Below are 13,491 nucleotides of genomic sequence, written 5' to 3'. Positions count from 1 at the left end.
CACCATTGTTGTTGTTGATTGGGCCGGGCGCGGAAAATTCCGGATGCCCTGGCTGACCGGTCTTGTGCCGGTAGTGGGCGCTATCCTATGAGGGCAAGCTTTCAGCCAGCTTTCGCTGAGACAAAGGCGACAGGAGGTAGGTGATGCAGGATGTGACCGAGGGTGGCTGCCATTGTGGCGCCTTGCGTTATCGGTTGGAGGGCGCGCTGACGGATGTTGCCCACTGCCATTGCACGATTTGTCGGCGGGTCAGTGGTGGTTTGGTGGTGACCTGGCTGACTCTGCCCCGCTCGGGTTTTCAATGGTTGGCGGGCGAGCCGAACTGCTACGTGGCACCGGCCAGTTGCAGCCGGTACTTCTGTGGGCATTGCGGGGCGCATGTGGCGCTGGTTACTGCGCACAGCCCGCACAGCATCGATGTGACGGTGGCGACGCTGGACCACCCGGAACGGGTGCGGGCCAACCGGCATATCTGGATTGGTAGCCGGCTGCCCTGGTTGCACCTGGACGAGGACTTGCCGGGCGAGGCTGAGGAAAGCTTGTAGGAGCGGCCTTGCGTCGCGAAAGGGCTGCGCAGCGGCCCCGGGATTTGGGACTGTCAGTTTTTTTGTGTTCCGACCGGTCCGGCGCCCCGGCAAGGCCGCTCCTACAACTGCAGCCCACCTGCGGCCTTGTGCAATGCCCGCAAATGCTCGCCCACTTGCTTCACGTTGGCCTCTATCGCGGCAATTTCCTTGGCCCGCGACGGGTCCAGCAGCGCCCTCACCTCTTTGTCCAGGTCAGTGCTCAGCCGCAGCAACTGGGCCTGCCGCTCGCTGCTGACCTGCTCCAGGTGCTTGCGCTCATCAGGCTGCGGCAGGCCGTAGCCTTTGGCATCCAGCAGTTCTGCCGGGCGGCTGAGAAAACCGCTGTTGGCGAGCATCTGCTGCAGCGTCTGGTTGGCCTTGTCGATGCTGCCATCCTTCAGTGCAGCAGCGTTCAGGTAGCGCTGCTTGACCTCGTCCTGGGCCAGCAACAGCTGGCGCCGCAAGCTGGCCTGTTCCAGCAGCAGCAAGGCGGCGCTGGTGCGCAGGTCGGCCTGGGCGAACCAGCTGCGGCGCTGCTCGGCATCCAGGGCCAGCCAGTCCTCGACCTTGTCCTGCTTGATCGGCAGCTGCTTTTTCAGCACGTCGAACATGGCCTGGTAGCGGTCGCGGTAGGAGTCGAAGCGGTAACCCAGGCGCAGCGCTTCGCGTGGGTCATCGAGCACACGGGTATCGGCAATGCCCCGCCCTTTGAGCACCTCCAGCAAGCCGTTGGGCATGATGCTGTCCAGGTCGTTCAGGCGTGGGTTAGCCGTGCCGCTGCGTAGCAGTTTCAGCGACTCGACCGCGCAGTTGTTGGACAGGAAGTAGTAATTGCCGTCGTAGCTCCAGTGCATTTCTGCGGCCTGGCGCACCAGGTTCTCGACTTCCTGGCGGTCGAGCCTGAGCGGGATCGAGGCCAGGCTACGCAGCTCGGTCTTGGTGTATTCGTCGATCACCTGGCCCAACGGCAGCACGAACAACCGCGACGGGTAAGCGCCGACCAGGCCGTCCCAACTGGACAGCTGCACATCGTTGACGAAGGCGCGGTACGACAGCACCAGGTGCTGGTCGAGGTCCAGGCGGCAATCCGGGCCGCGCGGCCGGCCAGGCTTGCAGATGACCAGGCGCAGCATGCTGTGGCCCCAGCGGCTGACCCAGTTCTGATTGGCCTCGGCCAGCAGGTAGTCGACTTCATAGACGCGCTCGGGGTCGATCTCGCCCAGCGGCTGGCGGGCGAAGTCGCTGCCGGCATTGAGGAACGGCAGGCCTTTGGCACAGGCTTGTTGCTCGGGGGCCCAGCCGAAGTGGTCGCGCAGGTACTGGTTCAAGGCTGGGCGCCGGCAGGCATAGCTCGGGTCGAGGAGGAAGTACTCCATGTTGACCGCGATGAATTCCTTGGGGCTGCTCAGCTCATAGCTGTCGGGGCTGCGCACGAACTGGCCGTTGTGCTGCTCGCGTTCGCCACGGCGGCCGACATACTGCTGCCAGCCGGCAAGGTCGAGCAGGCGTGGGTCATCGCTCAAGGTGAAGCGCCGCTCGGCCTGGCCGCGGCACGCCTCTGGCAGGCCGACTTTGCCCACGGTGCCCTGCTGGCGCTTGCAGCGGGCGATCAGCGAGCGCTCGGTAGCGGGCCATAGCCGTGCGCGGTCGTAAATGTGGGTCAGCTCATGCAGCACAGTGGCCAACAACTCCTCCCGCACGGTGCCATGCGGGCGGTCGGTACGTTCGTGGGCGGCGCTGCCATCAGCCAGCCCTGGCAACAGGCGGCTGTTGAGTGCCAGGGTGGAAACCAGCGATGCCTGGCCATACGCGTCGGCAGGCATGCGCGCGCTCCAACTGACCAGCACACGCCGGTCCAGTTGCTGTTTGAAGCGCGGCGGCAGCTTGCTCAGCGCTTCGTCGAGCAGTGCTTGGCTGGCTTGAGTTTGTTGAGGGTCGAGGCCGGAAGCCTGCAGCACCAGCTGCAGGTCGGCCAGGGCGGGCGTGCCGAGCAGCGTCAGGGCGCCGCCGAGCAGCCAGGCACGCACCTGGTTCACAGTGCCAGGATGGCTTCGGCCAGTACCTGGTCGCTGGCGCCACGCGCTTCAGGCAGGCGCTCGCGCAGGGTGTTGAAGGCAGCCTCCAGTTGGGCGCCACGGATGTCACCGTTGCTGGCGACGAAGCTGGCAGCATCGTCGTGCGCTTCACGCACGACTTTGGAGTCACGGATCGATGTTGTGGTGTCTGAGGTGAAATCGATCGAGCGGCCGAAGGCGCGCACGATGATATTGCTGGTGGCCACCAGAGTCTGTGCCTGGGCCAGGTCGGCCAGCAGCAGCATGCCGAGGGTAGCGGCGATCAGCGGTTTACGCATGGAGCATCTCCGAAAAATACAGGGAGTCAGGTGTAGTCATTGGACGAGAATTGCCTGCGCCAGTTCCAGGTCGCCGACAGCCTGCCGTGCACAGTGGTGGCGCAGTGAATCGAGAGCCGCTTCCAGGCGCGCACCGCGAATCATGCCATCGCTGGCGACGAATGCTGCTGCATCGTCACGGGCCTGGCTGACCAGCTTGCGGTCAAACGGCGCGGTGGTGACTTGGCTGGTGACATAGCCGGTGATGACCAGGCTTTGTGTGGTGGTGTCCATGGCATGGGCACTTGCCATGCTCAGGGGCACGCCAACGGCGGCGAACAACAACGGCAAAAGATAACGCATGGGCTTCTAAAGGCTTGAAACGTGGGCGTGAAGGCGCGTGCGGCTGTGCGGGCGAACCCCGCGAGCCGCACGGCTCAGTTGCAGGTCAGAGCGCCAGGATGGCCTGTGCCAACTGTGCGTCGCTGGCCTGCAGGGTCGGCATTTGCCCACGAATGTGCAGGAAGGCGCTTTCCAGCTTGGCGCCGCGAATAGCGCCTTGGCTGCCGACGAAGCTGGCGGCGTCGTCACGGGCGGCCTGGACGATCTTGTCGTCGCGGAACGACGAAGACACGTCGGAAGTGGCGTCAGTCGAGGCGGCTACAGCGCCCACGACTGCGTCGGTGGTGACGACGAAGCTGGTGGCGCTGGCGGTGCCCGCCAGGCTCAGCATCAGGGCGGCGCCAATCAGATGTTTACGGGACATGATCGTGGACTCCTGGGGATTCTGCTAATCGGACGCTCGCACTGCGCGCCTCGGTACTTTTTCAACATCTGGTTCTACCAGACTGTTAAGCCAAGCGTATCACGCGCCGGTGTTTCTGGATGTTAATGAACGGCGTGCTCACAAACTGTGCTGGTGTGTTTATGATTTTAAATAAACTGTACCTGTTGTACTGCCAAGTGCTCTAGCACGGGGCCAGACACAAAAAACCCGTTGCAGTCACCTGCAACGGGTTTGGAATTCGCGGTGCCGGCCGCAGCCGGCAAGCCGGAGCTTAGCGCCAGAAAGGCTTGCTCAGCTCTTCGTAACGCTGCGACTCGCTGATACCGGCGTCAGCCAGCAGGCGGGAGTCCAGGCGAGCCAGTTGACGGCGGCTGGCCATGCGACGCTGCCACAGCAGCAGGGTGGACAGAGCGCGCAGAGGCATCGAAGCGCTGGATTGCTGGGCGTTGCTTTCAAAAACCAGACCGGAACTGAGTGTACGTTCCATGATGTTTCATCCTTCCGCTTATGGCGGGATTAGGTAGTGATTTAACTGATGCCAATGATCCTCCTCTCTTGTCCATAACAGTAGATACAGTTCTGTTGCATTACGATGGTTCAGTTAACTGTGTAACCCTACTGTTGCACTCGAAATAGGCGCAACTGTACTGGTCTGCACTTTTATGGTGCGTTAATGAGTAGAGAGAGGTTTGTGAAGGCGGGATTGAAGCGTGATGACCAGTACAGTAGTACAGTTTATTAAGGCTACTGGTGGGGCGACCTTGAGTCGCGAAAGGGCTGCTGTGCAGCAGCCCCCTCCCAACCGATCAACTGGCGAGCATGCGCCCAGTTTCTTCCAGGTTTTCGTGCCAGCTCAGCGCCTCGCGCAGAATGTGCGGGGTATGGCCACCACGTTGGCACGCACGCTCGAAGTAATCGTTAAGCGCTGCGCGGTAATCCGGGTGCACACAGTTGTCGATGATCGCCCGGGCGCGCTCGCGTGGCGCCAGGCCGCGCAAGTCTGCCAGGCCCTGCTCGGTGACCAGGATGTCGACATCGTGCTCGGTGTGGTCAACGTGGCTGACCATCGGCACCACGCTGGAAATCGCACCACCCTTGGCAATCGACTTGGTGACGAACACAGCCAGGTGGGCGTTACGGGCGAAATCTCCAGAACCGCCGATGCCGTTCATCATCCGCGTGCCGCAGACGTGGGTGGAGTTGACGTTGCCGTAGATATCGAACTCCAGTGCGGTGTTGATACCGATGATGCCTAGGCGACGTACCACCTCGGGGTGGTTGGAGATCTCTTGCGGACGCAGCACCAGCTTGTCCTTGTAACGCTCCAGGTTGCCGAACACATCCGCGTTGCGGCGGGACGACAAGGTAATCGAGCTGCCCGAGGCGAAGCTCAGCTTGCCAGCGTCGATCAGGTCGAAGGTCGAGTCCTGCAGTACTTCGGAGTACATGGTCAGGTCTTCGAACGGCGAATCGATCAAACCGCACATCACCGCGTTGGCGATGCTGCCGATACCGGCCTGCAGCGGGCCGAGCTTGTTGGTCATGCGGCCGGCGTCGACTTCCTTCTTGAGGAAGTTGATCAGGTGGTCGGCGATGCCTTGGGTCTCGTGGTCAGGCGGCAACACGGTGGACGGCGAGTCCGGCTGGTCGCTGATGACGATACCGACAATTTTGGCCGGGTCGATCGGGATGGCCATGCTGCCGATGCGATCATCGACCTTGACCAACGGGATCGGTGTGCGGGTCGGGCGGTAGGTCGGGATATAGATGTCGTGCAGGCCTTCGAGGTTGGCGTTGTGCGACAGGTTGATCTCGACGATCACTTGCTTGGCGAAGATCGCGAAGCTGGCCGAGTTGCCCACCGAGGTGGTCGGCACGATGTGGCCTTGCTCGGTAATGGCCACTGCTTCGATAACCGCGATGTCCGGCAGCTTGAGCTGCTGGTTGCGCAGTTGTTCGACGGTTTCCGAAAGGTGCTGGTCGATGAACATCACCTGGCCATCGTTGATGGCCTTGCGCAGGGTGCTGTCGACCTGGAAGGGCATGCGGCGGGCCAGCACGCCGGCCTCGGTCAGCTGCTTGTCCAGGTCATTGCCCAGGCTGGCGCCGGTCATCAAGCTGATTTTCAGTGGCGACTGCTTGGCACGTTCGGCCAGGGCATGGGGTACGGCTTTGGCTTCGCCGGCGCGGGTGAAACCGCTCATGCCGACAGTCATGCCGTCCTCGATCAGACCAGCGGCATCAGCCGCACTCATTACCTTGCTGTGCAGGGAGGACAAGCGGATACGATCACGGTACATGGATTGTTATCTCAGGCTACTGAAGCTACTGGAGCGCAGTCTAGAGATTTCGCCGGTTGCCGTCCCACGACCATGGTCGTATGAGAAGCCCGGAAGTAGAGCCGTTGATCTGGATCAGGCAAATGCAAAAAGCCCCGCAGATTTCTCGGCGGGGCTTCTTATATAGCGCACGGTTTACCGCGGTGGGGTTATTCCACTGCTTTGACCATATCCTCGATTACCTTCTTGGCATCACCGAATACCATCATGGTCTTGTCCAGGTAGAACAGTTCGTTGTCCAGGCCTGCATAGCCACTGGCCATGGAGCGCTTGTTGACGATGATGGTCTTGGCCTTGAACGCCTCAAGGATCGGCATGCCGGCAATCGGCGATTTGGGGTCGTTCTTCGCTGCCGGGTTGACCACGTCGTTGGCGCCCAGCACCAGTACCACATCGGCCTGGCCGAACTCGGCGTTGATGTCGTCCATCTCGAACACCTGGTCGTAAGGCACTTCGGCTTCGGCCAGCAGCACGTTCATGTGCCCTGGCATACGGCCTGCCACCGGGTGGATCGCGTACTTCACAGTCACGCCGTTGTGGGTCAGCTTCTCGGTCAGTTCTTTCAGCGCGTGCTGGGCACGGGCAACCGCCAGGCCGTAGCCAGGCACGATGATCACCGTGTCGGCATTGCTGAGCAGGAAGGTGGCGTCGTCGGCCGAGCCGGATTTTACCGGGCGAGCTTCCTGGGCGCCCGCTGGGCCTGCAACATCCGTCGCGCCACCGAAGCCGCCGAGGATGACGTTGAAGAACGAACGGTTCATCGCCTTGCACATGATGTACGAGAGGATCGCACCGCTGGAGCCGACCAGTGAGCCTGCAATGATCAGCATCGAGTTGTTCAGCGAGAAGCCGATACCCGCAGCGGCCCAGCCCGAATAGCTGTTGAGCATCGACACCACCACCGGCATGTCCGCGCCACCGATCGGGATAATGATCAGTACGCCCATGATGAAGGCCAGGGCCAGCATCAGGGTGAAGGCACTGTAATGGCCGGTGAAGGTAAACAGCAGGCCAAGGGCGATGGTGGTCAGGCCAAGGATCAGGTTCAGCTTGTGCTGGCCGGCGAACTGTACCGGTGCGCCCTGGAACAGGCGGAACTTGTACTTGCCCGACAGCTTGCCGAAGGCGATGACCGAACCCGAGAAGGTGATGGCACCAATGGCTGCACCGAGGAACAGCTCCAGGCGGTTGCCGGTGGGGATCGGGTCGCTGATGGCGGCGACGATGCCCATCGACTGGGGCTCAAGCACGGCGGCAATGGCGATGAATACCGCAGCCAGGCCGATCATGCTGTGCATGAAGGCGACCAGCTCCGGCATCTTGGTCATCTCGACACGCTTGGCCATGACCGAGCCAGCGGTGCCGCCGACCAGCAGGCCGACGATCACATAGCCGATGCCGGCGGTGGCAAGCTCTGCGCCCAGCTTATAGATGAGGCCAACGGTGGTGACGATGGCCAAGCCCATGCCGATCATGCCGAACAGGTTGCCGCGGCGTGACGTGGTCGGGTGCGAAAGGCCCTTGAGCGCCTGGATGAAGCAGATCGAGGCGACCAGGTAGAGAAGCGTTACCAGATTCATGCTCATGCTTACTTCTTCGCCTCGTTCTTGGCTTTCTTCTTGAACATCTCAAGCATGCGACGGGTGACCAGGAAGCCACCGAATACGTTGACCGCGGCCAAGGCCACGGCGAGCGTGCCCATCACCTTGCCGGCCGGTGTCACGGTCAGCGCGGCGGCCAGCATGGCGCCGACGATGACGATGGCGGAGATGGCGTTGGTGACCGCCATCAGCGGCGTGTGCAGTGCCGGGGTAACGTTCCACACGACGTGGTAGCCCACATAGATGGCCAGCACGAAGATGATCAGGTTGTAGATGCCATGGGAAATCAGCATGTCTTCCATTGTCGTGCTCCTTAGCCGTTCTTGCGGACGACTTGCCCGTCGCGGCACATGAGGCAGGCCGCGACGATATCGTCTTCGAGGTTGATGACCAGCGCGTTGTCCTTGTCGAACAACAGCTTCATGAAGTCCAGCAGGTTGCGTGCGTACAGCGCCGACGCATCGGCCCCCACCTGGGCTGGCAGGTTGGTGGGGCCAACGATGGTCACGCCGTTTTCCAGCACCACCTGGTCGGCAATGGTCAGCGGGCAGTTGCCGCCTTGGGCTGCCGCCAGGTCGATGACCACCGAGCCCGGCTTCATTTGCGCGACGGTTTCAGCGCTGAGCAGGGTCGGCGCCTTGCGGCCCGGGATCAGTGCCGTGGTGATGACGATATCGGCCTGCTTGGCGCGCTCGTGTACGGCCTGGGCCTGGCGCTGCATCCAGCTGGCCGGCATCGGCCGCGCATAGCCACCCACGCCTTCGGCGCACTCACGCTCCTCGTCGGTTTCGTAAGGCACATCGATGAACTTGGCGCCCAGCGACTCGATCTGCTCCTTGACGGCGGGGCGCACATCCGAGGCCTCGATCACGGCGCCCATGCGCTTGGCCGTGGCAATGGCCTGCAGCCCTGCAACGCCGGCGCCCAGAATCAGCACGCGGGCAGCCTTAACGGTGCCGGCAGCGGTCATCAGCATGGGCATGAAGCGCGGGTAGTAGTGAGCGGCCAGCAGCACTGCCTTGTAACCGGCGATGTTGGCCTGCGACGACAGCACGTCGAGGCTTTGCGCACGTGAGGTACGTGGCGCTGCTTCCAGGGCGAAGGCAGTGATGCCGCGGTCGGCCATCTTGCCGATCAGTTCGCCGTTGAACGGGTTGAGCATCCCCACCAGCAGGCTGCCACTGCTGATCAGCGCGAGCTCCTGATCATTGGGCGCGACCACTTTCAGTACGAGTTGCGCGCCATAGGCGTCGGCGGCGCTTCCCAGGGAGGCGCCCACGGCCTCATAGGCACTGTCCGGAATGCTGGCGTTTAGCCCTGCCCCCCGTTGGACGGTGACCTGATGGCCTTGAGCAACCAGTTTTTTGATGGTTTCAGGGGTCGCGGCGACCCTTGTCTCACCCGTCTGCGTCTCGAGAGGAACACCAATGTGCACGACTTTATCTCCTGCGGTGACCTTTTGTCTTTGTGGAAGCCAGCGTACTTCGGGTGGTGCGCTGGTGCGGTCGTTGAGCGTCAACCCGCCGAGTCCTAGGCGGGCCAGGCATTTTGCAGATGAACCCGGGGGCCTACAACCGGTTATGGAGCGAAACGAAGTTAAAACTACAAGTCACCCTGTGACCGTATGTCGCAAGCCTACCGTCGCAGCCCGTCAAACATGGGCTATTGGGAGATTAGGAGAAAAAATCAAAAAAAATGGCCGTAATTCGCTTACGACTTGCTGAGTGTCGCAATTTCGCCCTGAAAGCCGCGTAGTCAGCAGGGTTAAAGGGAATTATCAGGCTTGCATAACAGTTTACGTATATGCGACAAATACATATATCTGTAGGTGTTTAAAATAATTGACTACGGGGTCAGGTTGCCCCGTATTCCTACGTTGATGCCGTGTATTGCTTGGCTTGTGCTACCAGCCAGTCGCGGAAGGCGCGCAGCGAAGCGGACTCAACCTTGCGCTCGGGAATCATCAGATAGTAGGCCTTGTCGCTGCTCAGGGCATGCCTGTTAGCGACCACCAACCTACCCTCCTGCAACTCACGCTGGATCAGGAAGGGTGGGATCAGCGCGACGCCCATGTCGTGCATCGCCGCCTGCGCGAGCATGGAGAATAGTTCATAGCGTGGGCCTGTCATGTCGCGCTCCACGTTCATGCCCAGGCTGGCGAACCACTGTCGCCAGGCATACGGGCGTGTTGTCTGCTGCAGCAAGGGCAGTTGCGCAATGCGCCGGGCGTCGAGCATGCCCTGCCCGTCCAGCATGGCCGGGCTGCACACGGGTACAGGGTTCTCGCCCATCAGCCGGTGCGACTGGGTGCCTGACCAGTCGGCATCACCGAAATAGATGGCGGCATCAAAGGCGGTGTCGGCGAATAGGAACGGGCGGGTGCGGTTGGTCAGGTTGACGGTGACGTCCGGGTGGCCCTGCTGGAAGTCCTTGAGCCTGGGCAGCAGCCATTGGGTGCCAAAGGTCGGCACCACGGCCAGTTCGATCACGTTGGCGCCTTGCTGGCGCATCACCGACAGGGTGTCGCGCTCAACGGCATCCAGCTGCGCGGCGACCTGGCGACTATAAGACAGGCCCGCCTCGGTCAGCTTTACCCCACGCCGTGAGCGACGAAACAGTTCGACATTAAGGAAGGCCTCCAGGCCACCGATCTGCCGACAAACGGCGCCCTGGGTCAGCGCAAGCTCTTGCGCAGCCTTGGTAAAGCTCTCGTTACGCGCCGCCGCCTCGAAGCAGACCAAGGCGGCGGTACTGGGGATCTTGCGGCGCATGTACGTCAACCTCACTTGTAAGGCTGTCAATGTGGCGTTTTGCCGATTTACGGAGTGATAAATTATCACTAATCCGTGCGCAATCCTCGTTTGTCCCGGCAGCCGATCAGGCCTAGGCTCAAGGGCACAAGAATTTGCTCTCTCTATATCGAGGATTTCGCTCATGGCCGGTAAAGCAAGCTTCCACTGGATCGATCCGCTGTTGCTGGATCAGCAGCTCACTGAAGAAGAGCGCATGGTGCGTGACAGCGCTTATCAGTTTGCCCAGGACAAGCTGGCGCCGCGCGTGCTCGAGGCCTTCCGCCATGAGCGGACCGACCCAGCAATCTTCCGCGAAATGGGCGAAATCGGTTTGCTGGGTGCGACCATTCCCGAGCAGTACGGCGGCAGCGGCCTGAATTATGTGTGCTACGGGTTGATTGCACGCGAGGTAGAGCGCATCGACTCGGGCTATCGCTCCATGATGAGCGTGCAGTCTTCCCTGGTGATGGTGCCGATCAACGAATTTGGCACCGAGGCGCAGAAGCAGAAGTACCTCCCCAAACTGGCCAGTGGTGAATGGATCGGCTGCTTTGGCCTGACCGAGCCTAACCATGGCTCCGACCCGGGTTCGATGATCACCCGTGCCCGGAAGGTCGACGGTGGCTACCGCCTGACCGGCAGCAAGATGTGGATTACCAACAGCCCGATCGCCGATGTGTTCGTGGTCTGGGGCAAGGATGACGCGGGCGACATCCGCGGCTTCGTGCTGGAAAAGGGCTGGGAAGGCCTCAGTGCCCCGGCGATCCATGGCAAGGTCGGCCTGCGCGCCTCGATCACCGGCGAAATCGTGATGGACAACGTATTCGTGCCTGAAGAGAACATCTTCCCGGACGTGCGTGGCCTCAAGGGCCCGTTCACCTGCTTGAACTCGGCGCGCTATGGCATTTCCTGGGGGGCATTGGGCGCCGCCGAGGCCTGCTGGCATACCGCGCGTCAATACACCCTGGACCGTCAGCAGTTCGGCCGCCCGCTTGCAGCCAACCAGTTGATCCAGAAAAAGCTCGCCGACATGCAGACCGAAATCACCCTGGCACTGCAGGGCTGCCTGCGCCTGGGGCGTATGAAGGATGAAGGCACGGCGGCTGTCGAGATCACTTCGATCATGAAGCGCAACTCGTGCGGTAAGGCTCTGGATATCGCCCGCATGGCGCGCGACATGCTCGGGGGTAATGGCATTTCCGACGAGTTCGGTGTGGCCCGCCACCTGGTCAACCTCGAGGTGGTCAACACCTATGAGGGTACCCATGACGTGCATGCGCTGATCCTGGGGCGTGCACAGACCGGCATCCAGGCCTTCTATTAATAAGGAGCCAGCCCATGGGCGCGCTATCACATCTGCGGGTGCTGGACCTTTCGCGCGTGTTGGCCGGCCCCTGGTCTGGCCAGATCCTGGCTGACCTTGGTGCTGACGTGATCAAGGTCGAGCGCCCGGGCAGTGGCGATGATACCCGTTCGTGGGGCCCGCCCTTTCTCCGGGACGCCCAGGGTGAGAACACCAGCGAGGCGGCTTATTACCTTTCGGCCAACCGCAACAAGCGTTCGGTGACGATCGACTTCACTCAGCCTGAAGGCCAGCGCCTGGTGCGTGAGCTAGCGGCCAAGTCGGATATCGTCATCGAGAACTTCAAGGTAGGTGGCCTGGCGGCCTACGGGCTGGATTACCGAAGCCTGAAGGCACTCAACCCGAAGCTTATCTATTGCTCCATTACTGGCTTCGGTCAGACGGGGCCTTATGCCAAGCGCGCAGGCTATGACTTCATGATCCAGGGGCTGGGCGGGCTGATGAGCCTGACCGGGCGGCCTGAGGGCGAGGAAGGCGCGGGGCCGGTGAAAGTTGGCGTGGCGCTGACTGACATCCTCACTGGGCTGTATTCGACGGTGGCTATCCTGGCCGCCCTCGCCCATCGGGATCAAACCGGCATCGGTCAGCATGTCGACATGGCATTGCTCGATGTGCAGGTGGCATGCCTGGCCAACCAGGCCATGAACTACCTGACTACGGGCAACCCGCCCCGGCGCCTGGGCAATGCGCATCCCAACATCGTGCCCTACCAGGACTTCCCCACGGCCGATGGCGATTTCATTCTTACCGTGGGTAACGACAGTCAGTTTCGCAAGTTCGCCGAGGTGGCGGGGCAGCCGCAATGGGCGGATGACCCGCGCTTCGCTACCAACAAGCTGCGGGTTGCCAATCGTGGTGAGCTGATTCCGTTGATTCGTCAGGCAACGGTATTCAAGACCACTGCAGAATGGGTGAGCCAGCTGGAGACGGCTGGTGTGCCCTGCGGGCCTATCAATGACCTGGCGCAAATGTTCCAGGACCCGCAGGTAGTGGCGCGTGGCTTGGCGGTGAGTATCGCGCACCCGCTGGCGGGGAGCGTGCCGCAGGTGGCCAGCCCGATTCGGCTGTCGGAGACACCGGTGGAGTACCGACGGGCGCCACCGCTGCTGGGTGAGCATACCGGGGCGGTATTGAGTGATGTATTGGGGCTGGATGCTGAGGCGGTACACCGCTTGCGCAGTGCCGGGGTGCTTTAAGGCTATATAAAGCAAGGAAATAGCGGGGAGGCCGAAGGCCTCCCCGCTTTGCTTTTCGGCGATATCAAAGTTTATTGGAATTAAGGGTTGACGCGGTTTCGAATCCCCTTATAATGCGCCCCACTTCCAGCGTAGTCGGAACGAAAAACTCCTTGAGATTCAACGAGTTAAATAGTCAAGACGAAGTTTGAAGTGCTCCGATCGAAAGATCGTCAGCGGTTAAGATGGTGGTTGACAGCGCTTCTAAACGCTGTATGATTCGCCTCCCGCTACGAGAGATCGCAGCGAGTCAAGTGTTTGAAGCTAAACGAGTTTCTCGCAAAAAACTTCAAAATAAACGCTTGACAGCAAATGAGGAAAGCGTAGAATGCGCGCCTCGGTTGAGACGAAAAGCTCTTAACCATCGCTCTTTAACAAATTGAATCAAGCAATTCGTGTGGGTGCTTGTGAGTACGGACTGATAGTCACAAAGATTATCAGCATCACAAGTGACCATGCGAGAAATCACATAGTCA

Annotated in this window: 13 protein-coding genes and 1 pseudogene; 3 read left to right on the top strand and 11 right to left on the bottom strand. The window is 61.2% G+C overall.

What is annotated here, in order from left to right; all coding sequences use genetic code 11:
* The first annotated feature begins 143 nt into the window (after positions 1-143).
* Positions 144-545 (top strand): GFA family protein, encoded by a 402-nt coding sequence (locus HU770_RS10990; RefSeq protein WP_033702555.1) that lies wholly within the window; start codon positions 144-146, stop codon positions 543-545.
* A 101-nt stretch (positions 546-646) separates the two neighbouring features.
* Here HU770_RS10990 and HU770_RS10985 read toward each other — a convergent pair whose 3' ends face one another.
* The 10 genes from HU770_RS10985 to HU770_RS10940 form a co-directional block, all read right to left on the bottom strand.
* On the bottom strand, positions 647-2,602 hold the full coding sequence (locus tag HU770_RS10985; RefSeq protein ID WP_186661702.1) for a DUF4105 domain-containing protein: 1,956 nt from the start codon (positions 2,600-2,602) through the stop codon (positions 647-649).
* Complete coding sequence (locus HU770_RS10980) at positions 2,599-2,919, bottom strand: DUF2388 domain-containing protein (protein ID WP_027591949.1); 321 nt, start codon at positions 2,917-2,919, stop codon at positions 2,599-2,601. Before HU770_RS10980 ends, HU770_RS10985 begins: the two co-directional genes overlap by 4 nt.
* 36 nt (positions 2,920-2,955) lie before the next feature.
* Positions 2,956-3,261, bottom strand: coding sequence for a DUF2388 domain-containing protein (locus HU770_RS10975; RefSeq protein ID WP_186663668.1), 306 nt, complete (start codon positions 3,259-3,261; stop codon positions 2,956-2,958).
* A gap of 85 nt (positions 3,262-3,346) precedes the next feature.
* Positions 3,347-3,664 carry a DUF2388 domain-containing protein gene (locus HU770_RS10970; protein WP_033702558.1) on the bottom strand — a complete coding sequence of 106 codons (318 nt, stop codon included), beginning with the start codon at positions 3,662-3,664 and terminating at the stop codon, positions 3,347-3,349.
* A gap of 292 nt (positions 3,665-3,956) precedes the next feature.
* Positions 3,957-4,172, bottom strand: coding sequence for a DUF1127 domain-containing protein (locus tag HU770_RS10965; RefSeq protein ID WP_186661706.1), 216 nt, complete (start codon positions 4,170-4,172; stop codon positions 3,957-3,959).
* A 319-nt stretch (positions 4,173-4,491) separates the two neighbouring features.
* Positions 4,492-5,985 (bottom strand): acetyl-CoA hydrolase/transferase family protein, encoded by a 1,494-nt coding sequence (locus HU770_RS10960; RefSeq protein ID WP_033702560.1) that lies wholly within the window; start codon positions 5,983-5,985, stop codon positions 4,492-4,494.
* Positions 5,986-6,173: 188 nt separating this feature from the next.
* On the bottom strand, positions 6,174-7,610 hold the full coding sequence (locus HU770_RS10955; RefSeq protein WP_186661708.1) for an NAD(P)(+) transhydrogenase (Re/Si-specific) subunit beta: 1,437 nt from the start codon (positions 7,608-7,610) through the stop codon (positions 6,174-6,176).
* A gap of 2 nt (positions 7,611-7,612) precedes the next feature.
* Positions 7,613-7,927 carry an NAD(P) transhydrogenase subunit alpha gene (locus HU770_RS10950; RefSeq protein WP_033702562.1) on the bottom strand — a complete coding sequence of 105 codons (315 nt, stop codon included), beginning with the start codon at positions 7,925-7,927 and terminating at the stop codon, positions 7,613-7,615.
* Between the two features lie 11 nt (positions 7,928-7,938).
* Positions 7,939-9,060: a Re/Si-specific NAD(P)(+) transhydrogenase subunit alpha gene (locus HU770_RS10945; protein WP_186661716.1), complete on the bottom strand. Its 1,122-nt coding sequence runs from the start codon at positions 9,058-9,060 to the stop codon at positions 7,939-7,941.
* 436 nt (positions 9,061-9,496) lie between these two features.
* A complete protein-coding gene (locus tag HU770_RS10940) occupies positions 9,497-10,396 on the bottom strand; it encodes a LysR family transcriptional regulator (RefSeq protein WP_033702564.1) in 900 nt (299 codons plus the stop codon).
* A gap of 163 nt (positions 10,397-10,559) precedes the next feature.
* Between HU770_RS10940 and HU770_RS10935 the strand changes: the two genes are divergently transcribed.
* Positions 10,560-11,741 (top strand): acyl-CoA dehydrogenase, encoded by a 1,182-nt coding sequence (locus HU770_RS10935; RefSeq protein WP_047583850.1) that lies wholly within the window; start codon positions 10,560-10,562, stop codon positions 11,739-11,741.
* Between the two features lie 14 nt (positions 11,742-11,755).
* Positions 11,756-12,976, top strand: a complete 1,221-nt coding sequence (locus tag HU770_RS10930) for a CaiB/BaiF CoA-transferase family protein (protein WP_186663667.1) — start codon at positions 11,756-11,758, stop codon at positions 12,974-12,976.
* Between the two features lie 328 nt (positions 12,977-13,304).
* Here HU770_RS10930 and HU770_RS27045 read toward each other — a convergent pair.
* Positions 13,305-13,491 (bottom strand): annotated as a pseudogene (locus tag HU770_RS27045) (hypothetical protein); the annotation flags it as partial.

Origin of the sequence: Pseudomonas sp. SWRI68, assembly GCF_014269165.1 — a bacterium.
Taxonomy (GTDB): domain Bacteria; phylum Pseudomonadota; class Gammaproteobacteria; order Pseudomonadales; family Pseudomonadaceae; genus Aquipseudomonas; species Aquipseudomonas capeferrum.
This window is presented reverse-complemented; position numbering and strand designations above follow the sequence as displayed.